This window comes from Streptomyces sp. NPDC043680, assembly GCF_056436685.1.
Genome location: NZ_JBWKCE010000003.1, coordinates 152,980 through 178,126, shown reverse-complemented (window position 1 = coordinate 178,126; position 25,147 = coordinate 152,980). Strand labels below are relative to the sequence as shown.

17 protein-coding genes are annotated in these 25,147 nt (G+C 71.3%); 7 read left to right on the top strand and 10 right to left on the bottom strand.

The features are described 5' to 3' along the window. Window positions 1–13: 13 nt before the first annotated feature. Together AC0666_RS07345 and AC0666_RS07340 are read right to left on the bottom strand one after the other, a co-directional pair. Window positions 14–1,288, bottom strand: a complete 1,275-nt coding sequence (locus AC0666_RS07345; RefSeq protein ID WP_468966528.1) for a metallophosphoesterase — start codon at window positions 1,286–1,288, stop codon at window positions 14–16. Window positions 1,289–1,503: 215 nt separating this feature from the next. Continuing rightward, entirely contained in the window at window positions 1,504–2,619 is a 1,116-nt protein-coding gene (locus tag AC0666_RS07340; protein ID WP_468583276.1) for a LacI family DNA-binding transcriptional regulator, read from the bottom strand. Window positions 2,620–2,980: 361 nt separating this feature from the next. Between AC0666_RS07340 and hisC the strand changes: the two genes are divergently transcribed. Continuing rightward, window positions 2,981–4,060: a histidinol-phosphate transaminase gene (gene hisC / locus AC0666_RS07335; RefSeq protein ID WP_468583277.1), complete on the top strand. Its 1,080-nt coding sequence runs from the start codon at window positions 2,981–2,983 to the stop codon at window positions 4,058–4,060. Window positions 4,061–4,112: 52 nt separating this feature from the next. On the opposite strand, the gene AC0666_RS07330 is transcribed toward hisC, so the two are convergent. Then, a complete protein-coding gene (locus AC0666_RS07330; protein ID WP_468966175.1) occupies window positions 4,113–4,481 on the bottom strand; it encodes a cyclophilin-like fold protein in 369 nt (122 codons plus the stop codon). Window positions 4,482–4,670: 189 nt separating this feature from the next. On the opposite strand from AC0666_RS07330, the gene AC0666_RS07325 reads away from it, so the two are divergent. Genes AC0666_RS07325 through AC0666_RS07310 form a run of 4 tightly spaced genes read left to right on the top strand, consistent with a single transcriptional unit; the run spans window position 4,671 to window position 12,600 of the window. Continuing rightward, a complete protein-coding gene (locus AC0666_RS07325) occupies window positions 4,671–6,176 on the top strand; it encodes a cytochrome ubiquinol oxidase subunit I (protein ID WP_468966178.1) in 1,506 nt (501 codons plus the stop codon). An 18-nt stretch (window positions 6,177–6,194) separates the two neighbouring features. After that, a complete protein-coding gene (gene cydB / locus AC0666_RS07320; protein ID WP_468966180.1) occupies window positions 6,195–7,196 on the top strand; it encodes a cytochrome d ubiquinol oxidase subunit II in 1,002 nt (333 codons plus the stop codon). Window positions 7,197–7,239: 43 nt separating this feature from the next. Next, the gene (cydD, locus tag AC0666_RS07315) at window positions 7,240–10,830 is read left to right on the top strand and encodes a thiol reductant ABC exporter subunit CydD (protein ID WP_478707247.1); all 3,591 of its coding nucleotides are present in this window, start codon (window positions 7,240–7,242) and stop codon (window positions 10,828–10,830) included. Between the two features lie 24 nt (window positions 10,831–10,854). Continuing rightward, the gene (locus AC0666_RS07310) at window positions 10,855–12,600 is read left to right on the top strand and encodes a GAF domain-containing sensor histidine kinase (RefSeq protein ID WP_478707246.1); all 1,746 of its coding nucleotides are present in this window, start codon (window positions 10,855–10,857) and stop codon (window positions 12,598–12,600) included. Here AC0666_RS07310 and AC0666_RS07305 read toward each other — a convergent pair. Continuing rightward, window positions 12,597–13,487, bottom strand: coding sequence for a Cof-type HAD-IIB family hydrolase (locus AC0666_RS07305; protein WP_478707245.1), 891 nt, complete (start codon window positions 13,485–13,487; stop codon window positions 12,597–12,599). The two genes, AC0666_RS07310 and AC0666_RS07305, sit on opposite strands and share 4 nt — an antisense overlap. Before the next feature lie 119 nt (window positions 13,488–13,606). Between AC0666_RS07305 and AC0666_RS07300 the strand changes: the two genes are divergently transcribed. After that, the gene (locus AC0666_RS07300; protein ID WP_478707244.1) at window positions 13,607–14,512 is read left to right on the top strand and encodes an LLM class flavin-dependent oxidoreductase; all 906 of its coding nucleotides are present in this window, start codon (window positions 13,607–13,609) and stop codon (window positions 14,510–14,512) included. Between the two features lie 75 nt (window positions 14,513–14,587). Here AC0666_RS07300 and AC0666_RS07295 read toward each other — a convergent pair whose 3' ends face one another. The 3 genes from AC0666_RS07295 to AC0666_RS07285 form a co-directional block, all read right to left on the bottom strand. Then, window positions 14,588–17,566, bottom strand: a complete 2,979-nt coding sequence (locus tag AC0666_RS07295; protein WP_478707243.1) for a tetratricopeptide repeat protein — start codon at window positions 17,564–17,566, stop codon at window positions 14,588–14,590. Beyond that, a complete protein-coding gene (locus AC0666_RS07290; RefSeq protein WP_468966197.1) occupies window positions 17,563–19,464 on the bottom strand; it encodes an HSP90 family protein in 1,902 nt (633 codons plus the stop codon). Before AC0666_RS07290 ends, AC0666_RS07295 begins: the two co-directional genes overlap by 4 nt. 140 nt (window positions 19,465–19,604) lie before the next feature. Continuing rightward, the gene (locus tag AC0666_RS07285) at window positions 19,605–20,144 is read right to left on the bottom strand and encodes an RNA 2'-phosphotransferase (RefSeq protein WP_361721082.1); all 540 of its coding nucleotides are present in this window, start codon (window positions 20,142–20,144) and stop codon (window positions 19,605–19,607) included. 133 nt (window positions 20,145–20,277) lie between these two features. Between AC0666_RS07285 and AC0666_RS07280 the strand changes: the two genes are divergently transcribed. Continuing rightward, the gene (locus AC0666_RS07280) at window positions 20,278–21,045 is read left to right on the top strand and encodes an aquaporin (protein ID WP_478707242.1); all 768 of its coding nucleotides are present in this window, start codon (window positions 20,278–20,280) and stop codon (window positions 21,043–21,045) included. 104 nt (window positions 21,046–21,149) lie between these two features. On the opposite strand, the gene AC0666_RS07275 is transcribed toward AC0666_RS07280, so the two are convergent. The 3 genes from AC0666_RS07275 to AC0666_RS07265 form a co-directional block, all read right to left on the bottom strand. Next, a complete protein-coding gene (locus tag AC0666_RS07275; RefSeq protein ID WP_468583291.1) occupies window positions 21,150–22,064 on the bottom strand; it encodes a MerR family transcriptional regulator in 915 nt (304 codons plus the stop codon). A gap of 232 nt (window positions 22,065–22,296) precedes the next feature. Next, a complete protein-coding gene (locus tag AC0666_RS07270; protein WP_468966204.1) occupies window positions 22,297–24,117 on the bottom strand; it encodes an SDR family oxidoreductase in 1,821 nt (606 codons plus the stop codon). After that, window positions 24,114–24,971 carry a M24 family metallopeptidase gene (locus tag AC0666_RS07265; RefSeq protein ID WP_468583293.1) on the bottom strand — a complete coding sequence of 286 codons (858 nt, stop codon included), beginning with the start codon at window positions 24,969–24,971 and terminating at the stop codon, window positions 24,114–24,116. The genes AC0666_RS07270 and AC0666_RS07265 overlap by 4 nt, the downstream gene beginning before the upstream one ends. Window positions 24,972–25,147: the final 176 nt, after the last annotated feature.

Genomic DNA, 25,147 nt, shown 5'->3' with positions numbered 1-25,147 from the left:
CTTCTGACAACCCTCAGGCGGTCAGCGGAAGTTGCACGACCAGCAGCTTGCCCGCCATCGTGACCCCACCGTCCATCGCGATGGCGAGGCCGTCGGCGTACACATGAGGTCCGTCCACCGCCTCCGGGCCGCGGGAATCGTCGCCTTCCTCGGTACCCACCTCGCCGAGCAGGTACGGGATGGGGCTGTGCCCGTGCACGACGCGTCCGCCGCCGTAGGTGCCCAGCAGCTCGCGTACGGCTTGCGGGCCCGTCTCCTCGTCGCGGAAGGCGAAGCGCTTGGTGAACTTGCGGAACAAGTCCCAGGTGATGTCGGCGTCGTTGCGGTTGAGCAACTCGTGGATGGTGTCGTTGACGTCCTCGATGGAGTCCCCGTAGTCGAGGTAGGCGGTGGTGTCGGAGTGCAGCAGCAGGTGCCCGTCCACCAGCACGGCCGCGTCCAGCCGTGACATCCACTGCAGGTGTACGTCCTCCAGGCGCTCCATGTCGGTGCGCTGGCCGCCGTTGAGCAGCCAGGCCGCCTGGAAGGTGGCGGTGCCGGCGCCCGAGGCGACGGGGGTGTCGCCGAACCGCTTGGCGCCGATGAGCAGCAGCTCGTGGTTGCCCATGAGCGCCTTGCAGTAGCCGCCGGCCGCTGCGGCCTCGGCGGAGAGCCGCATGACGAGGTCGATGACGCCGATGCCGTCGGGGCCGCGGTCGGTGAAGTCGCCGAGGAACCAGATGCGGGCGTTGCCGGCCGACCAGTGGTGGTCGGCGTCGATGAGGCCCTGGGCCTGGAGTTCGGTGACGAGTTCGTCGAGGTAGCCGTGGACGTCGCCCACGACGTACAGCGGTCCGGGGCCGGAGGAGGGCTGGGCCTCCTGGGGCACGTACTGGACCTGGACGGTGTCCCCGGGGCCGCCCATTCCCCCGCGCGTGATGATCGGCAGGTCGCGCTGGGTGGGCGTGTAGCCCTCGGGGTCGTCCTCCTCGGGTGTCTGGCCGGCCGGCTCCTGAGTGGGCTGGGGCGCCTGGGCTGCCTGGTGGCCGGGGTGGCCCTGGTGCCCGGGCGGTCCGGAGGGCTGCGGGGGGATCGAGGGCTGCGGGGGCGCGGAGGCCTGCGCGGGCGCGGCGGGCGCGCCCTCGTCGTAGTACGCGGGGTACTCGCCGTAGACGGGAGCCTCGTCGGGAAGCCCGGCGGGCACGCCGTACGGGGCGGGCTCGGTGACCGGCACCCGGAAGTCCCGCAGCGTCTCCGTCCGCATCGCGGGTCCCTGACCGGCCCCCTGAGTCATCGACCCCTCCACCACCGTCGCGCTGCCGTACACCTGCGGACCCTCCTGCCTCCTGGGCGGAGGGTCCGTGATGTCGTGCGCCCATCATAGGAATGCGGCTCGCGCTGTGTGACGCACCAGGGGTGGTGAATCCTGGGCGGAACCGATCGTTCCTGCCGCTTTCTCCCGATTTCGGTGTTGCTGAAATCCTCGGCGGGGCCGCCGACCCCGCAGATGTGGCGGAAAGCCGGTCAATCCTGCGCCGGTGACCGGGGCGGACTGACGGTCCTACGAGGCTGCCGGCGCTGCGAGGAGGTACGGACGATGAGCTCGGTCGGGACCACCTGCTCGACCGGCCGCCCGGTGTCGACGCCCTCGATCGCGTCGATGAGCAGTTGCACGACGGCGGTGCCGATGCGGCGCGGCTTCAGGGAGAGGGTGGTGATCGGCGGTTCGGTGTTGGCGTACACCGTGGACTCGCTGCAACACACGAGCAGCAGGTCCTCGGGTACGCGCAGCCCGTAGCGCCGGGCGGCGGCCAGCAGGTCGGTGCCGTTGGGGTCGAAGAGGCCGTAGACGGCGTCGGGCCGGTCCGGGCGGGCGAGCAGCCGGTCGGCGGCGACGGCGCCGGCGCACGGGTCGTGGGCGGGGTAGGACTCGTAGACGGGGTCCTGTCCGACGCGCTCGCACCAGCTGAGGTAGGCGGTGGTGGAGAGCCGGGTGTAGGTGTCGGTGCTGGTGCCGGTCAGCAGCCCGATCCGGCGGGCACCGGCGGCGGCGAGGTGGTCGAGCAGGTTGAGTACGGCGGCCTCGTGGTCGTTGTCGACCCACGCGGTGATGGGCAGGGAGCCGGCCGGGCGGCCGTCGGAGACGACGGGGAGGCCCTGGCGGACCAGTTCGGTGACGACGGGATCGTGGTCCGAGGGATCGATGACGACGGTGCCGTCGAGGGCGACGTTGGACCACACGTCGTGCCGGGAGGTGGCGGGGAGGATCACGAGGGCGTAGCCGCGGGCGAGCGCGGCGGAGGTGGCGGCCCGCGCCATCTCGGCGAAGTACGCGAATTCGGTGAAGGTGAAAGGTTCATCCCCGTACGTCGTCACGGTCAGGCCGATGAGCCCCGACTTGCCGGTACGGAGGGTGCGGGCGGCGGCGGAGGGGCGGTAGCCCAGCCGGTCGGCGACCTCGCGAACGTGGCGGCGGGTGGCGTCGGGCAGCCGTCCCTTGCCATTGAGCGCGTCGGAGACGGTTGTGATCGAGACGCCCGCCGCAGCGGCCACGTCCCGGATGCCGGCGCGGCCCTGTCGGCCGGCGGCCCGCCGGGTGGTCTCGGTCCGGCTCACCTGATGCTTCCCTGCTGCTGTCATGGCGAGCCGATAGTAGGGCTCGGGGGGTGGGGTGGTCCGGATGCATATGCACGCGTTGACAGGCACGTTTCCGCACGGTTCGCCACCCACAATGACCTTGGAATGCAAGGCATTTGAGCGCTGATAGTGATCAGGTCGTTTGTTCGCGGGTACGGGCATGCCAAAGCGGCATGGTCTCGGGACGGTCTCAACTCACCTGTACGAGGGATGCGCGCCACGGCGCGGGCCACCGGCGCGTGCATAAATGCGTGCGCTCCCTCGCATTCCAGGCGCCTCCATTTTCGTCAGGCCGGAATCTTCATAAGGTAAGCAGTATTGAGTCGACGGCGACGTCGTACGGGACGGTCTAGGAGGACCTGCGGTGAGCGAGAAGAGCCCGAAGCTGCGCGCCGAGCTGGACGGCATTCCCACCTACAAGCCCGGGAAGCCCGCTGCCGCGGGCGGTCCCGTTGCGTACAAGCTCTCCTCCAACGAGAACCCGTACCCGCCGCTGCCCGGGGTGCTGGAGAGCGCGGTCGCGGCAGCCGGCCAGTTCAACCGCTACCCCGACATGGCCTGCACCGGCCTGGTGAACGAGCTCGCCGAGCGCTTCGGGGTGCCGGTCGAGCACATCGCCACGGGCACCGGCTCGGTCGGCGTGGCCCAGTCGCTGATCCAGTCGACGGCAGGACCGGGCGACGAGGTCATCTACGCCTGGCGGTCCTTCGAGGCCTACCCGATCATCACCCAGATCTCCGGTGCGACGGCCGTGCCGGTGCCGCTGACCGAGGGTGACGTGCACGACCTGGACGCGATGGCGGCCGCGATCACCGAGCGGACCCGGCTGATCTTCGTCTGCAACCCCAACAACCCCACCGGCACCGTCGTGCGCCGGGCGGAGCTGGAGCGCTTCCTGGACCGCGTCCCCTCGGACGTCCTGGTGGTCCTGGACGAGGCCTACAAGGAGTTCATCCGCGACCCCGAGGTCCCGGACGGCATCGAGATCTACCGCAAGCGCCCGAACGTCGCGGTGCTGCGCACCTTCTCCAAGGCGTACGGGCTGGCGGGACTGCGTGTCGGCTTCGCGATCGCGCACGAGCCCGTGGCGGCTGCGCTGCGCAAGACGGCGGTGCCGTTCGGTGTGAGCCAGCTCGCCCAGGACGCGGCGGTCGCCTCGCTGCGCGCCGAGGACGAGCTGCTGGGCCGGGTCGGCTCGCTGGTGTGCGAGCGGCAGCGGGTTTACGACGGGCTGGTCGGCCAGGGCTGGACGGTGCCGGTGACCCAGGCGAACTTCGTGTGGATGCGGCTGGGGGAGCGGACCGCCGACTTCGCGGCGGCCTGCGAGAAGGCCGGTGTGGTGGTCCGGCCGTTCCCCGGCGAGGGCCTGCGGGTCACGATCGGTGAGCCCGAGGCGAATGACGTCTTCCTGCACACGGCGGAGGCGTTCTTCAAGGAGCTGTGACCAAGGAGTTCCGACGAACGAGCTCGGGGAGCCGGCCCCCCGGAAGGCGTGGTCAGACGAGCTCCACGCGGATCGGGTCGCCGTCGCGGACGGTGGACAGCAGGCGGGGGTCGCCGTCGAACGAGCCGAGCACGTTGCACGGGCTCGCCAGGCGGCTCTCGCCTCCGCGCGAGATGGGTGTGGGGCCGTAGGGCAGCGCGAGCGCGTCGCCCTCGGTCCAGAACGCGACCGTGCCGGGGTCGACGACCTGTCGGGCGTCGGCCTCCAGCGCCACGGAGACGCCCGTGTCGAAGTAGACCTCCTCGCCCCAGGTGTTCGCGGACGCGCAGATCGGAAGGGCGTTCCCCAGGGCCTTGGCCGTGGGCGTGTCGTCAAGGGTGGCGGTGAGCTGGCCGGCGGGCCAGGAGATTCGTATCTGCATGGCCGTATTCAACAATCTGTTGAATTGGTTGGCTAGGGGGTACCCCGCCTGAAAGGTCCGAAAGACGGTGCGCCATAATGCTTGTGAATGTGAACGCGTTCACAAGCGTGTCCTGCTTCCTCCGCATATGGGGGAACCCGCCAGGCAGTCTGCCCGCTGTGACCACGGCGACGACAAGGAGAAGACGACGTGGACCTAGCTTTGGCGCCTGAGACATTGGCCCGCTGGCAGTTCGGCATCACCACCGTCTACCACTTCCTCTTCGTTCCCCTCACGATCTCGCTGGCCGCGCTGACCGCCGGCCTGCAGACCGCCTGGGTGAGGACCGAGAAGGAGAAGTACCTCAAGGCCACCAAGTTCTGGGGCAAGCTGTTCCTGATCAACATCGCCATGGGTGTGGTCACCGGCATCGTCCAGGAGTTCCAGTTCGGCATGAACTGGTCGGCCTACTCGCGGTTCGTCGGTGACATCTTCGGTGCCCCGCTGGCCTTCGAGGCGCTGATCGCCTTCTTCTTCGAGTCCACCTTCATCGGCCTGTGGATCTTCGGCTGGGACAAGCTGCCGAAGAAGATCCACCTGGCCTGCATATGGATGGTCTCGATGGGCACCGTCCTTTCCGCGTACTTCATCCTCGCGGCGAACTCCTGGATGCAGCACCCGGTCGGCTACCGGATCAACGAAGAGCGGGGCCGGGCCGAGCTCACCGACTTCTGGCTGGTGCTCACGCAGAACACCGCGCTCACCCAGTTCTTCCACACCATTACGGCGGCCTTCCTGGTCGGCGGCGCGTTCATGGTCGGCATCTCGGCCTTCCACCTGGCGCGCAAGCGCCACATCCCCGTGATGCGGACCTCGCTGCGGCTCGGCCTGATCACGCTGATCATCGCCGGCATGGGCACCGCCATCAGCGGCGACCTGCTCGGCAAGGTGATGTTCAAGCAGCAGCCGATGAAGATGGCCGCCGCCGAGGCACTGTGGGACGGCGAGGCACCCGCGCCCTTCTCCGTCTTCGCCTACGGCGACGTGGAGAAGGGCCACAACAAGGTGGCCATCGAGATCCCCGGCGTGCTGTCCTTCCTGGCCAACGACGACTTCTCCTCGTTCGTCCCGGGCATCAACGACGTCAACAAGGCGGAGCAGGAGAAGTTCGGCCCGGGCGACTACCGGCCCAACATCCCGGTCGCGTACTGGGGCTTCCGCTGGATGATCGGCTTCGGCATGGCCTCCCTCGGGGTCGGAGTGCTGGGGCTGTGGCTGACCCGGAAGAAGTTCCTGCTGCCGCCGGGCCTGCGGACCGGTGAGGACGAGGTGCCGAACCTGGTGCTGTTCAAGACCAAGGTGCTCAGCCCTCGGTTCGCCGGCTGGTACTGGGTCGTGGCGCTCTGGACCATGGCGTTCCCGCTGATCGCCAACTCCTGGGGCTGGATCTTCACCGAGATGGGCCGCCAGCCGTGGGTCGTCTACGGCGTCCTGCGCACCCGAGACGCGGTCTCCCCCGGCGTCTCCCAGGGCGAAGTCCTCACTTCGATGATCGGCTTCACCCTGCTCTACGCCGTGCTCGCCGTCATCGAGGTCAGGCTGCTGGTCAAGTACGTCAAGGCCGGGCCGCCCGAGCTCACCGAGGCCGACCTCAACCCGCCCACCAAGATCGGCGGGAACGACACCTCCGACCGGCCGATGGCCTTCTCGTACTGAGGCTGGGGAGATCACACCATGGAACTTCACGACGTCTGGTTCGTCCTCATCGCCGTCCTGTGGACCGGCTACTTCTTCCTGGAGGGCTTCGACTTCGGGGTCGGCGTACTGACCAAGCTCCTCGCCCGCGACCGCACCGAGAAGCGGGTCCTGATCAACACGATCGGGCCCGTGTGGGACGGCAACGAGGTGTGGCTGCTCACGGCGGGCGGGGCGACCTTCGCCGCCTTCCCCGAGTGGTACGCCACGCTCTTCTCCGGCTTCTACCTGCCCCTGCTGATCATCCTGATCTGCCTGATCGTCCGCGGCGTCGCCTTCGAATACCGCCACAAGCGGGACGAGGAGCGCTGGCAGACCAACTGGGAACACGCGATCTTCTGGACCTCGCTGATCCCCGCGGTCCTGTGGGGCGTGGCCTTCGCCAACATCGTGCGCGGGGTGAAGATCGACGAGCACAAGGAGTACGTCGGGACCTTCCTCGACCTGCTCAACGGCTACTCGCTGCTCGGCGGTCTGGTCACCCTCACCCTGTTCACCTTCCACGGCGCGGTCTTCGTCTCGCTCAAGACCGTCGGGGAGGTCAGGGACCGCTCGCGTGCGCTGGCCACGCGGCTGGGCGTGGTCACCGCCGCGCTGGCACTCGTCTTCCTGGGGTGGACCCAGGTCTCGCGCGGAGACGGCTGGAGCCTGTTCGCGGCGATCGTCGCCGTACTGGCGCTGGTGGCCGCCCTGGCTGCGAACCTGGCCGGGCGTGAGGGATGGTCCTTCGCCTTCTCGGGGATCACCATCGCGGCGGCCGTCGCGATGCTCTTCCTGACGCTCTTCCCGAACGTCATGCCGTCCTCCCTGGACGACGCCTGGAACCTGACGGTCACCAACGCCTCGTCCAGCCCGTACACCCTGAAGATCATGACCTGGTGCGCAGCCGTGGCGACGCCCCTCGTGCTGCTCTACCAGGGATGGACCTACTGGGTGTTCCGCAAGCGGATCGGTACGCAGCACATCGCTGATGCGCACTGACCCGACCCTGCGGCCAGACCTGCCTGACCCCCCGTCCTGAGGGATGTTTCACGTGAAACCGATCGACCCGCGTCTGCTCCGGTACGCCCGCACCACCCGCCTCTTCCTGGGCGCCGTGGTGGCTCTGGGACTTGCCGGGGCGGGGCTGGTCGTCGGTCAGGCGATGCTCATCGCCGAGATCGTGGTCGGTGCCTTCGAGAAGGGGCTGGACGGGCAGGCGCTGCGGACGCCACTGCTGCTGCTCGCGGCCGTGGCACTCGGGCGGGCCCTGCTCGCCTGGCTCACCGAGCTGGCCGCCCACCGCGCCGGGGCGGCGGTCAAGTCACAGCTGCGGACGCGGCTGCTCGACCGGTCCGCGGAGCTGGGGCCGGGCTGGCTCAGCGGTCAGCGCACGGGATCTCTGGTGGCGCTGGCCACCCGGGGGGTGGACGCCCTTGACGACTACTTCGCCCGCTATCTGCCCCAACTCGGGCTCGCAGTGGTCGTCCCGGCGGCGGTGCTGGCCCGGATCGTCACGGAGGACTGGCTCTCGGCGGCCATCATCGTGGTCACCTTGCCGCTCATCCCCCTGTTCATGGTGCTGATCGGCATGGCCACCCAGTCTCGGATGAACCGCCAGTGGCGGCTGCTGTCACGGCTCTCGGGGCACTTCCTGGACGTGGTGGCCGGGTTGCCGACGCTGAAGGTCTTCGGACGGGCCAAGGCGCAGGCCGCCTCGATCCGCCGGATCACCGACGACTACCGGCAGGCGACGATGCGGACCCTGCGCATCGCGTTCCTCTCCTCTTTCGCCCTGGAGCTGCTGGCGACGCTGTCCGTGGCACTGGTGGCCGTGGCCATCGGCATGCGGCTGGTGCACGGGGAGCTGGACCTCTATACCGGGCTGGTCATCCTGATCCTGGCGCCCGAGGCGTACCTGCCGTTGCGCCAAGTCGGCGCCCAGTACCACGCGGCTGCCGAAGGGCTCGCCGCCGCGGAGGAGATCTTCGCCGTGCTGGAGACGTCGGACACCAGGACGGGCGGTGTCGCGCCCGTACCGGCGCAGGGGCTCCGGATCGAGATCGACGGGGTCGCCGTTCGCTACGAGGGACGGGACGAGGACTCCCCCGGACCGCTCTCGCTCGTCGTCGAGCCGGGGGAGTGCGTGGCGCTCACGGGGCCGAGCGGGGTGGGGAAGACCACCCTGCTCCAGGTGCTGCTGGGGTTTGTGACCCCGACCGCCGGGCGGGTGCGGGTCGCGGGCACGGACCTGGCCGAACTGTCGTCGGCGCAGTGGCGGGAGCGGATCGCGTGGGTGCCGCAGCGCCCGCACCTCTTCGCCGGGACGATCGCGGAGAACGTACGCCTCGCCAGTGCGGGGGCTCGCGACGAAGCCGTGGCGCAGGCACTCAAGGACGCCGGTGCCTGGGAGTTCGTGAGCGGCTTGCCGCAGGGGGTCGACACGAGGCTCGGTGAAGGCGGGGCCGGGCTGTCAGCCGGCCAGCGCCAGCGGCTGGCCTTGGCGCGGGCGTTCCTCGCGGACCGGCCGGTGCTGCTGCTGGACGAGCCGACCGCGGCGCTGGACGGCGAGAGCGAGGCCGCCGTGGTGGACGCGGTCCGCCGACTGGCCGTCGGACGGACCGTGCTGCTGGTGGTGCACCGGCCGGCGCTGCTCGCCGTGGCGGACCGGGTCGTCGAGGTGGGCCCCGCCGGAGCTCTCCCCCGCCCGGCGCCGGCCCGGCAGGAGGCTGCGCCGGCCCCGGCGAGCCCTGCTCCCGCTGTTCCGGCTCCCGCTGTTCCGGCCTCGGGTGCACCGGCCTCCGGCGCGCCTGCCGAAGTGGAGGCACCGGCACCCGCGGGGGCCGCGGTCGTCGAGGGGGCCTGGGCTCAGGCACGCGGCGGCGATCCGCTCCGCCGGGTCAGGGAGCTCGCCAGGGCGTGGCAGGGGCGGTTCCGGCTCGGCCTGTTGCTCGGGGCACTCGCGGTGGGCTGCAGCGTCGGGCTGATGGCCGTCTCCGGATGGCTCATCTCACGGGCCTCCGAACAGCCGCCGGTGCTCTACCTGATGGTGGCCGTCACCGCGACGCGGGCCTTCGGGATCGGGCGGGCCGTCTTCCGGTATGCGGAGCGGCTGGTGTCCCACGACGCCGTGCTGCGGATGCTGGCCGACCTGCGCGTATCGGTGTTCCGGCGATTGGAGCGCATTGCTCCGGCCGGCCTGAGGGAGCAGCGGCGCGGGGATCTGCTGGCCCGGCTGGTGGCCGATGCCGACGCCCTCCAGGACTACTGGCTGCGCTGGCTGCTGCCGCTCGGCACCGCAGTGCTCGTCGGCACCGGCTCGGTCGGGTTCACCGCCTGGCTGCTGCCCGAGGCGGGGGCGGTGCTCGCCGTCGGGCTGATTGTCGCCGGGGTCGGGGTGCCGCTGGTCAGTGGTGCGTGTTCCCGGCGGGCGGAGCGGCGGTTGGCGCCTGCCCGGGGCGAACTGGCCACCCGGGTGGCAGACCTCCTGACCGGGACGGCCGAGCTGACCGTGGCCGGTGCTCTGGAGGGGCGCAGGGCGGACGCGAAGGAGAGCGACCGGACGCTGACCGCGATCGCTGCCCGGGGGGCGGCGGCCACCGGGCTCGGGAGCGGGCTCTCCGCCCTGGTGTGCGGGCTGACCGTGGTGCTCGCGGCCTGCTTCGCCGCGAGCGCCGTGCAGGACGGACGGTTGTCCGGGGTGGCCATGGCGGTGGCGGTGCTGACCCCGCTCGCCGCCTTCGAGGCGGTGGCCGGGCTTCCGCAGGCCGTGCAGTACCGCCAGCGGGTGCGCCGCAGCGCCGAGCGGCTCTACGAGGTCATCGACGCTCCCGCCCCGGTCACCGAACCGGAACAGCCGGCCTCCCTCCCCGCCTCCCCCTTCCCGTTGGTGCTGTCGCGGCTCTCCGCCCGCCACCCGGGACAGGAGCGCGACGCGCTGTGCGGACTGGACCTGACCCTGGAGGCGGGGCGGCGCATCGCCGTCGTCGGTGCCTCGGGGGCCGGCAAGACCACTCTGGCTCAGGTTCTGCTGCGCTTCCTGGACCCCGCCGAAGGCTCGTACACCCTGGCCGGGACCGACGCGCGCACGCTCGACAGCGACGACGTACGCCGCATCGTGGGCCTGTGCGCGCAGGACGCGCACGTCTTCGACAGCTCGGTGCGCGAGAACCTGCGGCTGGCCCGTCCGGGGGCCAGCGAAGAGGAACTGCGAGGAGCACTGGCCGCCGCCCGGCTGCTGAAGTGGGTGGACGGGCTGCCCGACGGGCTCGACACCCTGGTCGGCGAACACGGTGAGCGGATCTCGGGGGGCCAGCGGCAACGCCTGGCACTGGCCAGGGCCCTGCTGGCCGATTTCCCCGTGCTCGTCCTGGACGAGCCGGCCGAGCACGTGGACCTGGTGACCGCGGACGCCCTGACGGCGGACCTGCTGGCAGCGACCGAGGGCCGTACGACGGTGCTGATCACCCACCGTCTGGCGGGTCTGGAAGCCGTCGACGAGGTTCTCGTGCTGGACCGCGGAGCGGTCGTGCAGCGCGGGTCCTACGCCGAACTCGCCGCGGCCGAAGGGCCCCTGCGCAGGTGGGTGGAGCGGGAACGGCGGGCCGAGCGGGTACCGGCTGACTTTCCCCGGTAAAAGGGACTAACTACTCTCAAGGTCATGTCGCTGCAGGAGTCGCAGGAACCGCCGGACGCCTCACCCGGAACACAGCCGGACCCGCTGGAGGCCGCCACGCGGGCAACGCGGAGCCTGCACGGGCTGTCCACCGAGCTCACGGCCCGCGTGCCGCAACTGCTGGAGGCCATGCGCTCGGTCGGCACCGGTCTGGAACTGCACTCCACACTGGACCGCATCTGCGAGACCGCGGCCGAACTCGCCGACGCCCGCTATGCGGCGATCGGCGTCGTCGACACCGAGGGCCAGGGCCTCTCCGACTTCGTGACCTTCGGGGTCAGTGCGGAGGTGGTGCAGGAGATCGGGCACCGGCCGGACGGCAAACGCGGCCTGCTCGGGGCCCTGATCTCCCATCCCGACACCGTGCGCCTCGCCGATCTGACCAAGGATCCGCGCTCGGCCGGCTTCCCCCCGCACCACCCGCCCATGAGCACATTCCTCGGTGTTCCGATCCGGGTGCAGGGGGAGATCTTCGGCAATCTCTACCTCGCCGAGAAGAACGGCGGCGGCGAGTTCAACGACTACGACGTCCACATGGTCCGGGTCCTGGCCACCGAGGCCGGGATCGCCATCGGCAACGCCCGACTGTACGAGGCGGCCACCCAGCGGGAGCGCTGGATCGACGGCTCGGTGGCCGTCACCACTGCCCTCCTGTCGGGAGGCGACGCGGACGACGCCCTCGTCGTGGTGGCCGAACAGGCCCGCCACCTGGCCGACTCCGCCGCCGGCATTGTGATGCTGCCGGCCGAGGAGGGCGGGATGGAGATCGTCGCCGTCTCGGCGGACGACCCGGCGACCTCGCTCGGGGTGGTGATCCCGGCCGAGAGCCCAGTGGTGGCCAAGCTGCTCCAGGGCGAGCCGGTCTTCGTGACCGACGCATCGTCCGACCCACGCATGATCACCAGGCTGACCAGCCCGTACGGGCCGTGCATGATGCTGCCGCTGCACAGCGGTGGACGGGTGCTCGGCGCGCTCGTCACCCCCCGCGCCCTCGGGGAGAGGCCGTTCAGCGAGGCGGAACGCACCCTGGCCACACAGTTCGCCTCTCAGGCGGCACTTGCGCTGATGATGGCCGAGGCGCAGCGCGACCGGGAGAGGCTCGCCGTGTTCGAGGACCGCGACCGGATCGCCCGCGACCTGCACGACCTTGTCATCCAGCGGTTGTTCGCGACGGGGATGATGCTGGAGGGAGCTCAGCGCCGGTCCGTCGTGCCCGAGGTGCGCGACGGAGTGGGCAAGGCCGTGGATGAGCTGGACGTGACGATCCAGGAGATCCGCACGGCTATCTTCGCCCTCCAGCAGGGCCCGGCGGAGGTTCCCGCGGGACTGCGCACCCGGGTACTGCGGGAGATCAACATGGCTGCGGTACCGCTCGGCTTCAAGCCCGCACACCGTTTCCTCGGCCCCCTCGACACCGTCGTCGGCGAACTGGTCGGCAAGAACCTGATCGCCGCGCTGCGTGAGGCCCTGTCGAACGCGTTCCGGCACGCGGACGCGTCCCGGATCGAGGTGGTCATCGACTGCACGGTCACCCTGGCGGACGGGCGGCCCGGGGTGCGGCTGGAGGTCGCGGACGACGGCGTGGGCATCACGGAGGGCGGACGGCGCAGCGGGCTGCGCAATCTGCGCAGACGGGCCGAGTCACTGGGCGGTGCCAGCTCGTACGGCCCCGGAATCGCCGAGGACGGCGGCGGGACCACCCTGGTCTGGGAGGTCCCGCTGCAGGCCTAAGGCTCTATCCGGCGGGTGGTGCGTTCGGCGAGGATGCGCTCGATCACGACGGCGACGCCGTCTTCGTTGTTGGCGACCGTGCGGCCCGACGCGGCTGCGATCACATCCGGGTGGGCATTGCCCATCGCATACGAGGTGCCCGCCCAGCGGAGCATCTCCACGTCGTTCGGCATGTCTCCGAAGGCGACGACCTCCGCCGGGCTGATGCCGCGCTCGGCGCAGCACAGCGCGAGGGTGCTGGCCTTGGAGACGCCGAGCCCGCTGATCTCCAGGAGGGCGGTGGGGCTGGAGCGGGTGATCGACGCGTACGCACCCGCGGCGGAGCGCGCCAGAGCCAGGAAGTCGTCGGGGGTGAGCTCCGTGTGGTGCGCGAGCAGCTTGAGGACCGGCGCTGCCTTGTCGTCCGCGTCCTCCTCCAGCAGCTTCTCGGCGGCCGCCACCTGCGCGCCCGGATCCAGGAAGAAGGGCGGGTAGAGCGGCTCGTAGTTGATTCCGGTGGTCGTCTCGACCGCGAAGGAGGTCCCGGGCGCGGCGGCCCGCAGGGTCTCCACGACCGTGAGGGCAGTGGCTCGGGGGAGCGCCCTCACCTCGACGAACTCGCGGCCCGCGTGGAGATCGACCACTGCGGCGCCGTTCGCGCAGATCGCCAGTCCGTGGCCGTGGACGTGATCGCTGACCACGTCCATCCAACGGGCCGGGCGGCCGGTGACGAAGAACACCTCGATCCCGGCCTCCTCGGCGGCAGCCAGCGCGGCGACCGTGCGCAGCGACACGGACTTGTCGTCGCGCAGCAGGGTGCCATCGAGATCGGTGGCGATGAGCCGGGGAGTGGGGGCGGGCCCGTCCGGGCGCTGGGGAGCCGAGGTCACGGCTCCATCTTCGCCCATGGCACCGCGACCCCCGACCAGACCCGGTACGGGCCGTGGCCCCGATGGCGATGTTTCACGTGAAACGAGACGGCCCGATGTTTCACGTGAAACATCGGTGGAGCCTTAGTCTCGAACGCATGAGTCTGCGTCTGAGCACTGTGATCCTCCCCGTACGCCCGTGGCGTGAGGGGGGCCGGGACCAGTGGGTGCGAGCCGAGGGGCTTGGGTTTCACACCGCCTACACCTACGACCACCTGTCCTGGCGCTCCTTCCGTGACCTCCCCTGGTTTGGCGCGATCCCGACCCTGACCGCCGCGGCCGCCGCTACGGAACGGATACGTCTGGGCACGCTGGTGACCTCGCCGAACTTCCGGCACCCGGTGACCCTGGCCAAGGAGCTCATGAGCCTGGACGACATCTCCGGCGGGCGGGTCACGCTCGGCATCGGCGCCGGCGGCAACGGGTTCGATGCGACTGCCTTGGGGCAGGACTCCTGGACTCCGCGGGAGCGCGCCGATCGCTTCGCCGAGTTCGTGCCGCTGCTGGACCGGCTGCTGACCGAGCCGGCGGTCAGCGAGAGGGGCACCTTCTACTCCGCTGACGAGGCCCGCAACATCCCCGGGTGCGTGCAGCGGCCGCGGCTGCCCTTCGCGGTTGCCGCAACCGGGCCGCGCGGCCTGAAGCTCGCCGCCGCCCACGGCCAGGCCTGGGTGACGACCGGCGACCCGAAGCTGTTCGAGGCGGGCACCCCCGAACAGTCGACGGAAACCCTGCGCGGGCAGCTCGCCAAGCTGGACCAGGCCTTCGCCGAGATCGGCCGCAGTCCGGAGCCGATGGAGAAGATCCTGCTGACCGGTTTCACCCCGGAACGCAACACCCTGCTGGAGTCCGTGGACGCCTTCGTCGACTTCGCGGGCCGCCACCAGGAGCTGGGCTTCACCGAGCTGGTGATCCACGCTCCGATCCCGGACTCCGACTTCGCTGCCGACGAGAGCGTCTTCGAGAAGATCGCCACCGACGGCATGGCGCAGCTGGCCGGCTGATCCGGTTGCCCAGGCGTCATGCCGATGCCCCTGCCGCTTTCGGGCGGCAGGGGCATCGGCACGGCAGCGCGGAGATCAGGAGCTCAGCCGGTCCAGCACGTACTGCGCACGTTCCAGGAAGGCTTCGGGGGCTCCCCCGGGCAGGGCCCGCAGTTCGTCGATCAGCGCCGACATCCGGGCGGCGCCTGCTTCTTCGCGGCCCAGCTCCTGCTCGGTCCACGCCGCGTACTGCACGCACTGCAGCCGGTCTCCCAGATGGTCCGGCCCGAGTTCCGCGTAGATGCCGGCCGCGCGCTCGGACAGAGTGACCTCCTCCAGCCTCAGGGCCTCGATCTGCGCCGCAGCGGGCCGCTCGGCGGAACCCTCACCGTCCTCGTCCTCGTCCTGCTCGTACGTGGTCACCAACCGGTCGAGCACCTGCGCCGACTGCTGCCAGGTCTGAGCGAGCTCGGAACGCAGATCCCGGCGTTGCGGGGCCGCGGCCAGCGCAGCGTCCAGTACGGCCGCCGCCTCATCCATCCGCGCCCGCGCCCGTGCGACCGAGGCGTCGTCGACCTCCTCGCGCAGGTCGAGCCAGGCCAGGGAACGCAGGATCCGCACCTCGGCGACAGGCGCGTCCCCGGTGGTCCGGTGCAGCTCCAGGGACCTCTCGTACGCGGCGGCAGCTTCCTGCGGCAGCTGCGCCGCGGAGAGTTGGTCGGCGGCCGACTGGGCGAGGCTCGCCTGTGGACGCGGGTCGTCCCAGCCCCGGGTCACGTCGGCCGCCAGCAGGTACTGCTCCGCCGCTGACCGCGGGTCGCCCAGTTCCTGAAGGAGATCCCCGAGGAACTCCCGTGCGGCCACGGCCTGTCCCTCACCGTGCTCCAGCAGGTCGGGCAGCGTCGACTGCAGTACTTCCGCCGCATCGGCGGTGCGACCCTTGCGCGCATAGGCGCGGGCCAGCAGCAGCCGTGCCTGGGCTCCGCCGTCGCCGCTCAGGCCGGCCTGGTCGAACCAGTGCGCCGCACTCAGCGCGTGCTCGTCCGCCTCCTGTGCTGTGTCGGGCCGGCGCAGCAAGATGTCCGCGAGGGTGAGCCGTACGACGGCTTGGGCCTCGGCATCGACGACCTCCTCCGAGTACTCCAGCGCGGAACGCGCCGCCTCCAGGGCTTCCTCGGGCCGGCCAAGGGACAGCAGGACGCCGGCCCGCAGTACCAGCGGATCCACCGCCTGCCACGGTCGGCCGGCGGCCGCCGCCCGCGCCGCTGCCGCCGCCAGCAGCGGTACGGCCCGTTCGGGATCACCCTGCGCCAGGCCGATCCGGCCCAGCATTTCCTCGGCCTCCGCGGCCAGGTCCGGCAGGGTGCCCCCGTATGCGGCGACGAATCCGGTGAGCTCGGCCGCAAGCTCATCGTGGCCGTGGCCGTGGTGGTCGTGCTCCTCGGTACTTTCCACCGAGCGCAGGTACGACTCCACCCGCAGCGAGGTCAGTTCGGTGAGCGCGATACGGCGCTCGCGCAGCGGCTCGCCCGCATCCAGCGCCTCCGCGGACCGCCGGGCCGCCCGCACCAACTCGCGCATCCGCTCCGGAGCCGCCCCGGACTGCGCGGCCAGGGTCGCCAGCCGCAGCTCCGCCAGTGCGGCGCGCTCTGCCTGACCGAGCGCCCGGTATTCGTCGCGGACCGCTGCCAGCAGCTCGGCCGCATCCGCTGCTCCCGCGCGCGCGGCGGTCAGGGCGCGGTGGTCCGCCACGTCCGCGGCGACCAGGGGGTCCACGTCGCCCTCCGGCTGCCCGTCCAGCCGTGCGGCGACCTCGGTCCACAGGGCGTCCGCCCCCGGATGCCCTCGGTCGCGTGCCTGCCGGGCCCGCTCCACCAGCCCCGCGAAACCGTCCCCGGTGTCCGGAGCCGGCAGGGCGGCTGCCCCCGGGCGCACGGCCGAAGCCGACTCCGCCTGCGGCAGGGCCGAGCTGCGCACGCCCAGGGGGAGCGCGTCCACCAGCGGCTCCCGCCCGATCCGGGCGAGCAGCCGGTCCGACACGCGGGTGGTGCCGTTGCGCGCGTCGAACCGCCGGGCGATGTCGAGGGAGCTCGCGCGCAGCACCTCGTACAGCTCGGAGACCGTGTGCGGGACGCCCTCGTACGGGACGGCCGGGCTCTGGCCGTGGCCCAGTTCCCGGAGCCGGCGCAGCAGGACGAGGATCCCGCCGTGGAAGGCCCGCTGGTCGTCTGCGTTGGCGAGCGGGTGCAGGTGGGCGGCGTGCTCGGCGAGGATCTCCAGGCCGCGCGATTCGTTGCCGCTCAGCGCGCAGAACTCGATGTGCCTGCCGATAGTCGGCAGCAGGCTCTCGTTGCCCCGGGCCATGCGGTAGCCGCGCAGGTGGTTCGAGCGGGCCTCGTCATACCGGCCGAGCCGCAGCAGCGGCAGCAGGGAGGTGCCGAGCAGCCGGTGCGGCTCCTCGGCGCAGGTCCGCTCGCCCGAGAGCACGGGCTGCCACGTCTCCAGGGCCCGGGCATCGTCGCCGCGCAGGGCCGCGTACTGGCCCTGCCCGTTGAGTTCGCAGGCGTGGCAGTCGCTCATGTCGTCGCGGTCGGCGGCCAGCCAGGCGGCCAGCGCCCGCTCGGCCCGCTCGTCGTCGCCGATGGCGTCGGCGAGCCACAGTTCGGCCTCGCGTACCGGCCGCTCGCTGTAGCCCGCGATCCGGTAGCGGCGCTCCATCTCGTCCAGCCAGCCGGCGGCGGATTCCAGCGGGATCTCGGGGGAGTCGGTGATGGCCGAGGCCACCCACTTGAACTCCCAGAAGAGCGAGTGGGCCTCCCATTCGGAGAAGGCGCCGGGGTCCTTGTCGTACTCCTGGAGCAGCCGGGCGAACGGCACCAGCATCTTCGGCGACTCGGAGCTGTAGAGGTAGGCGTTGATCAGGTTGTCCAGAGCTTCGCGGAACAGCGCCTGGTCGCCGCTCGCCTCCGCCGCGCCGACCAGGGCCTCGGCGTGGGCGTTGCGCGCCGTCCCGTTGGGCGACTGGCGGTTCTCGTGAAGGCCCTGCTCGATCTGCTCGCGCGTCAGCATGGTCACTGGTGGCCCTCCGTGGAGTCGATGGAGTGGGTCGCCCATTCCAGGAGTCCGAGGAAGGCCCGGTTGAGCAGGGTGGAGTCGGCCGGGCGCAGCGGCCGCTGGGACATCAGCAGGGCCTGGCCGTACAGCGATTCGACCGCGGTGCCGGTCAGGGCCTCGTCGGGGAGTGCCGCGATCCGGCGGATCAGCGGGTTGTTGTGGTTGAGCACGAGGCGGGCGCGCGGCGCCGAGCCGCGGAGGGCGCCGAGGATGCCGCTCCAGAGGGAGTCGGCACTGTCCAGGGCGGCGGTCCGGTCGCGCTCCTGGCGGGCCTGGCGGTCGTCGAGGTAGAGCGCCGGCACGGAGACGGGCTGGAAGGCGCGCAGCACCACGTCGCAGCCCTGCGCCTCCAGGCGGGTGCGGGCGGTGGACAGGAAGGGCGCCAAGGCCAGTTCGGCGGAGGTGGGGACCGGGTCGAGCCGCTCGGTGACGGCACCTGCGTCCAGCTCGGCGACCTTGAGGTCCGGGCGGACCGCGGGCAGCAGGGCGAGCAGGTCGGCGTCGTACGTGTAGCCGGCGTTGATGACGCCGAGGCCGTGTGCCGCCGCGATCGGCGCGATCTGGCGGAACTCCTCCACGGTGCGTGTGAAGTGGATCTCGCTGTGGGCGGCGGTGAACTCCTGCAGGCTCATCGATCCGTCGCTGGTCTCGAACGGCAGCCAGGGGAGCATCAGGCCGAGCAACTCGGCGTCGTGCCGGGCCAGCGACTTCACACCGAGGTGGTGGACGCTCAGGAACGCGGCCAGGCGCTCCGGTTCGCTCGCCGCGAGTTCGGCGAGCCAGGCCCGGATGCTGGTGCCGAGGGCCTCCCGTACGGCGGACAGGGTCTCGTCGTCATACAGGTTCTCGCGGGAGGCGGTGGGCCGCAGCGTGTCGGTGTCCAGGACGGCGCGGACGAAGAACGCCCAGTCGGGCAGCAGGTTGTCGGCCTGGTCGGTGAGGAGCATGCCCTTGAGGTGGACGCGGTGTCCGGCCCGGTGGGCGGGACTGGTCGGCTCGGGGAGGACGTAGGCCACGCCGCGCACCCCGGCCACGGGCAGGTCGAGGTCGATGCTGTCGAGCGGGGTGAAGCCGAAGAGCTCGGCGCAGTGCCCCGCGAGCGCGACGCGGCGGGCGGCGGGGGTCGGGAAGGAGCGGTCCCACACGGCCGGCCTGTCGGTGATGGGGCGCGGCTCGCCGCCCTCGCCTTCGTCGAAGGTGATGTCGTAGGGGAGCAGGGAACCGTAGCCACGGGCGAGCTGCTCGACCTTGGCCGGAGCGGTCCACTCCTCGGCTCCCGGGCGGGCCTGCAGGATGACGGTGGTGCCGGCCTCGGGCCGCGCCTCGTGCGGCAGCTCGCGGACGGTGTACGAGCCGTCGTCCGTGGCCAGCCATTCGACGGGCGCGGCCTGGGGGTCGCGGGCGGAGCGGGTGATGACGCGGATCTGCCGGGCCACGACGAAGCAGGCGAGCAGGCCGATGCCGAACTGGCCGAGGAACTCGCGGCGGGTGTTCTCCAAGCCGCCGGCCTCGATGCCCCCGTCGCCGCCGCGCTTGGAACTGCGGCCGATGGTGGCGAGGAGCGAGTGGGCCTCGGCAGCGGTCAGGCCGATGCCGCTGTCCTCGATGGTCACCCGGCCCCCGGACGCCGACAGGCGGATGCGGATCCGCGCCTGCGGGTCGAGCGCCTGGCGGGCGGTGACGGCGTCGACGGCGTTCTGGAGCAGCTCGCGGACGTAGACGCGGGGGCTGGAGTAGAGGTGGTGCGAGAGCAGGTCGACGAGGCCGCGCAGATCGACCTGAAAGCTGGAGGGAGAGCCGGAGGGAGAGGGAGCGGAGGACGGAGAGGAAGACGGAGAAGAAGGGGATGCGGACGTCATGGGGCGTCACCTCGCGTGCACGTGAAGGGTTCGGTGATCGCGAGGTACCCCCCCTCACAGATCCCGGAATGAGGAACAGAGTAGGGCGATGATCTGACAATCTCTCCCCGAATTCCGTCGCCTCCGGGCCGCTGCCGCAGTCAGCGCAGGCGCAGGAACTGCGGCGGTACGGCATCCACCAGCCACACGCCATTGGCGCTGATCCGGAACACGTGCCCGGCGGCGCGCATGGCCGCCGCGTCCACGGCGAGCACGACGGGCCGTCCGCGCCGCGCACCGACGCGGGTTGCCGTCTCCCGGTCGGGGGAGAGGTGTACGTGGTGGCGGGCCATGGGGCGCAGGCCCTCGGTGCGGATCGCGTCCAGCGCTGCCGCGACCGTGCCGTGGTAGAGGTACGCCGGCGGCTCGGCCTCCGCGAGCCCCAGGTCCACGGAAACGGTGTGGCCCTGGCTGGCCCTGATGCGGCTGCCTTCGACGGCGAAGCGCTGCTTGTCGTTGGTGGCGACGACGTGGTCGAGCTCGGCGCGGCTGAAGGGGAAGCCGTGGGCGGCGGCCGCGCCCAGAAGGTCGTCGATCTCCACCCAGCCGTGGTCGTCGAGCACCAGTCCGATGCGTTCCGGCTGATGGCGCAGGTGTTTCGAGACGTATTTGGACACCTTCACGGTGCGCTTGTCGTCCATGACCCCAGCTTGCCGGGTGGGAGGGGCTGCGGGCAGTGCATTTTCGCGGCGGCCAGAGCCGGGGCGACCTCTACCGCCTTTCCAAGATACGGAATACATTTTCCATTGAACATCTGTCCCAGGGGGAGAACCCATGACAAGCCACGCTTCTCTGCCGCGCCGTGCCGTCGCCGAGCTCATCGGAACGGCCGGCCTTCTCGTGGTGGTGATCGGTTCCGGTATCCAGGCCGAGGGCCTCAGCCGTGACACCGGAGTCGCCCTCGTCGCCAACTCGCTCGCCTCCGCCATCGGCCTCGGGCTGATCATCACCCTGCTCGGCCCCCTCTCCGGAGCCCACCTCAACCCGGTCGTCACCCTCACCTCCTGGTGGGCCCGGCGCACCGGCGGCGCAGGGCTGGGTGGCCGGGAGGCCCTCGTGTACACCACGGCCCAAACCGTCGGCGCGATCGGCGGCGCCGTCCTCGCCGAAGCCATGTTCGGGCGCCTCCCCGGCGGCTTCTCGACCCAGATCCGCGGCGGCGGCCACCTGCTCATCGGCGAGGTCGTCGCCACCGCCGGACTCGTCCTCGTCATCCAGGGCATGGAGCGCATCGGACGCCCCCGGCTGATCCCGGCCGCGGTCGCCGCGTACATCGCCTCGGCGATCTGGTTCACCTCGTCGGGCTCCTTTGCGAACCCGGCCGGTACCGTCGGGCGCGCCTTCAGTGACTCCTTCACCGGTATCGCGCCGCAGTCGCTGCCCGGGTTCGTCGCCGCCCAGCTGCTCGGTGCGGTCGTCGGTCTCGCCCTCGCCGCCCTCCTCTACGGCAGTGCCCACCGCGGTGCGAAAGGGGCGAGAGCCGTAGTGGTGGCGGCCGGTCCCACCGCTGCCGCGAACACCTCGTACGAGGCCATCGGTTGAGTTGTCCACCGGGTTGCCCACAGGAATCCCCGGCTTGTCCACAGCCGGTTGGGTGGGTTTTGACGGCAAACGGGTGACCTGCCCTGTGGACTACTGACCGAGGTCTAGCGCCCGCCGCGGCGGGCCAACTCGTTCATCGTCCGGGCCTGGAGCTCCCGCTCCGTGGCGGCCCGGACGAACTCCCCCACGTGCTCGGGGCCGACCAGCTCCTGTACCGCGCGCACCGTCTCGGCGGGCAGCGCCACCGCCGCGGGCCCCGACGGCTGCGGGGCGCCGGCCGCGCCCAGATGCCGCTGCAAGTGCCGGGTCGCGAACAGTCGCATCGCCCGCGCCAGCTCGGCATCGACCGTCTGCTGCGCCAGGGGCCGCAGTCTCCGTACCAGCGTCGCCGCCTCCGCCGCGTCGGCGTCCGTCGGCGGCACCTGCTCCAGGTAGCGGGCGAAGACGTGCTCGGTCGTGAACTCCAGGAACCGCGAGGCTATGTGCTCCACCTGTCCGCGCAGCTCCCGCAGGTGGCCGGTGATCGCCGCCAGCGGCACCCCGGCCGCGTACAGCTCCGCTGCCACGGCCAGCTCCTGCGGCGACGGCACCAGGAACTCGTCCGGGCGCCCCGGGATCCGCTCCAGCACCCCCAGCTCGCAGGCCTCGCTCACCGCTTCGTCGTCCGGCCTGCCGCCGAAGCGCTCGTTCAGCTCGGCCCGGCTGATCCGGGCCGCCTCCTCGTCCGTCCACGGCCCGTGCACCTCGGCGACCAGTCCCAGGACGCCGCCCAGCCCGCGCCCCGCGTCCCAGGCCTCCAGCAACTCCTTGATGGAAGCCAGCGTGTAGCCGCGGTCCAGCAGGTCGGCGATCTGGCGCAGGCGCGCCAGATGCGTGTCCCGGTAGACGTTGGAGCGGCCGCGCCGCTCCGGCTTCGGCAGCAGACCGCGGTCCTGGTACGCCCGGATCGTGCGCACCGTGGCTCCGCTGTGGTGTGCGAGATCCTCGATCCGGTATTCGGCTCCTGCCTGGTCTGACAATCCGGGCTCCCTACGACATGGCGGTGGGCCGACCGCGCCCGCGGCGGCCCGGGGCGGCCGGTGGAGCCGCACGGCAGGCGGCCGCCCCTGCGCAGCAGCGAGCCCTTCTGCGAGGGATGGTACGACCGCCGGAAGAAGCCCGGTATGGCCGTGCCGCTCTCTCTCGGCGCCGGCGTCCGCGAAGGTGCCCGTGGAGGCGTCCGTGCCGGGGCTCGCACCGCCCCCTACGAGGTCACAGCCGGGGCTCCAGCCGTGCCAGCCGCCGCAGGGCGGCGGGCGCGAACCGGGACATCCACAGGGCGCCCTTGGACTCCGGGGTCACCGGCACCACCGCCTCATTGCGCACCACCGCCCGCAGGATCGCGTCGGCCACCTTCTCCGGCGGGAAGTTGCGCAGCCCGTACAGCCGCGAGGAGCGCTCCTGGCGGCGCTTCTCCTCCGCCGCGTCCACCCCGGCGAAGCGCGAGGTGGCGGTGATGTTGGTGTTGACGATGCCCGGGCATACGGCCGAGACCCCGATCGACTTCGACGCGAGTTCGGCGCGCAGGCACTGCGACAGCATCAGCACCGCGGCCTTCGAGGTGCTGTAGGCGGGCAGCGTCCTGGACGGCAGATAAGCGGCGGCGGAGGCGGTGTTGACGATGTGCCCGCCCTGGCCGCGCTCGGCCATCTGCTTCCCGAAGATGCGGCAGCCGTGGATGACACCCCACAGGTTGACGTCGAGGACCTTGCGCCAGTCCTCCGAGGTGGTCTCCAGGAAGGGGCCCGACAGGCCGATCCCGGCATTGTTGACCAGCACGTCCACGATTCCGTACGCGTCGGCGACCTTCGCCGCGAGTTTCTCCATCGCCTGTTCGTCGCTGACGTCCACGCACTCGTCCCAGGCCTCGGGGGCCCCGACCAGCCGCGCCATGTCGGCCGTACGCGCCGCGCCCTCGGCGTCCCGGTCCACGCACACCACGCGGGCACCCGCCTCGGCGAACGCAAAGGCCGTGGCCCGTCCGATGCCACTGGCAGCCCCGGTGACGAGCACCAGCCGGCCGGCGAAGCGGTCGGCATACCTGCCCGGCGCCTTGTGCTCCGGGGCCCGGGTGGCGGGGTCCTCCCGGGCGGTGACGAAGTCGGAGATCCATCCGGCCAGCTGGTCCGGCCGGGTCCGCGGTACCCAGTGCTTGGCGGACAAGGTGCGCCGCACCAGGTCCGGGGCCCACCGCTCCAGGTCGTCGTAGAGCCGCTCGGAGAGGAAGGCGTCCCCCGTCGGCGTGATCAGCTGGACCGGTACGTGCGCGTACGCATCGGGGCGCGGCCTGCGCAGCCGAGGACGGACGTTGTCGCGGTACAGCCAGGCCCCGTGGGCGGCGTCCGAGCGCAGTGAAGCGGTCGGGTAGGCGCCGGCCGGGACCTTCTCGACGCGCTCCAGGATGCGCGGCCACCGCTTGCCGAGCGGGCCGCGCCAGGCGAGCTCCGGCAGCACAGGCGTGTGCAGCATGTACACGTACCAGGACTTGGCGCCCTGGCCCAGCAACTGTGCCGCCCGCCGCGGGGTCGGACGCGTCATCCGCTTCTTGATCCAGTGCCCGAAGTGGTCGAGGGAGGGCCCGGAGATGGAGGTGAAGGAGGCGATCCGGCCTTCGGTACGGGCGACCGTGGCGAACTCCCAGCCCTGGACGGAGCCCCAGTCGTGCCCGACCACGTGCACCGGCCGGTCCGGACTGACGGCGTCCGCGACCGCGAGGAAGTCGTCGGTCAGCTTCTCCAGGGTGAATCCTCCGCGCAGCGGCTGCGGAGCCGTCGAGCGACCGTGCCCGCGTACGTCGTAGAGCACCACGTGGAAGCGGGTCGCCAGCCGCTCGGCGACCTCCGACCAGACCTCCTTGCTGTCGGGGTACCCGTGCACCAGCAGCACGGTCGGCCGGTCCGCCTCGCCGAGTTCGGCGACGCACAGCTCGACCCCGCCGGTACTCACCCGGCGTTCGCGGGCCCCCGCGAGGCTCCCACCGCTCGTCGCGCCGTCCGCCGCGCCGTAGGCGCCGGTCCTGTCCGTCCCGCTCATGCTGTCGTCTCCTCGGCCCAGCGCCGCACGTGCGGCAGATCGTCGTCCAACCAGTACGCACTCTCCTCGGGATCCCGGGAGTCGGTGACCACCAGGATCTCCTCGAATTTGGCGCCGGTCCCCCGGAAGCCCAGATGCGGCTCCACCGCCCACAGCCCTGGCTGCGGCGGATGGTCCGAGAAGTGGTACGGGCTCCACAGCGGGGACCAGCCCTCGCGGTGTCCGTGCAGGGCGTCCGAGGCCAGCCCCTTCAGGGACTGAGCGCCGAAACCGAAGGCGGTCGGGGCCCAGCGCCGTTCCTTGACGCGGCCGATCTTGTGGGCGATCACGCCGAACGGATACGCGCGGTGCCGGTTGGCATAGCCCTGCCGGACCATCAGCCGTTCGACGTTCTCGTAGATCTCCCGCAGCGGCCGGCGTTCGCGGACCTGTTCCAGGATCAGGTCGCGGTGCGGCCGCAGATCGGACATCAGCCGGTCCTGCACCGGATTCAGCCCGAGGCTGCCCGAGTAGCCGATGTCGGCCGCGTACCCCCGGTGGACCGGCGCCATGTCGAGGATGAACGGCATGCCCGGCTCCAGCTTCCGGTTCGTCGGGAAGAACTGGAGGGGGATCTTGAAGTTCGTGAAGGCGGTGCGGTCCCCGAACCAGGCGAACGGCAGGTGGAACCAGTCCCGAACCCCCCGTTCCCGCAGCCACTCCCGCTGCATCCTCGCGGCCTCGCGCTCGGTCACACCCGGCCGCAGCTGTGCCGCGACGGTCTCCGCGCACTCGTACGCAAGGCGTTGTACTTCCCTGAACCCGCGCAGCTCGGCGGAGAGGTGCGCGGTGCCTTGCTTGGTGTCCCCAGCCATGCCAGCCGTCCGTCCGTAGAGCCGTACGCACCCGAAAGTTGACATTGATGAATGTGACAATGCCTGGAGGGCACGTCAAGGCCCGTGCACAGACCTGTGGATAAAGTTGGCCGGTCCCCGTCCCTGGGCGAGGCATCGCGCCGCCGGGGCATTCCGCCGCCGGGACGTTCCGCTGC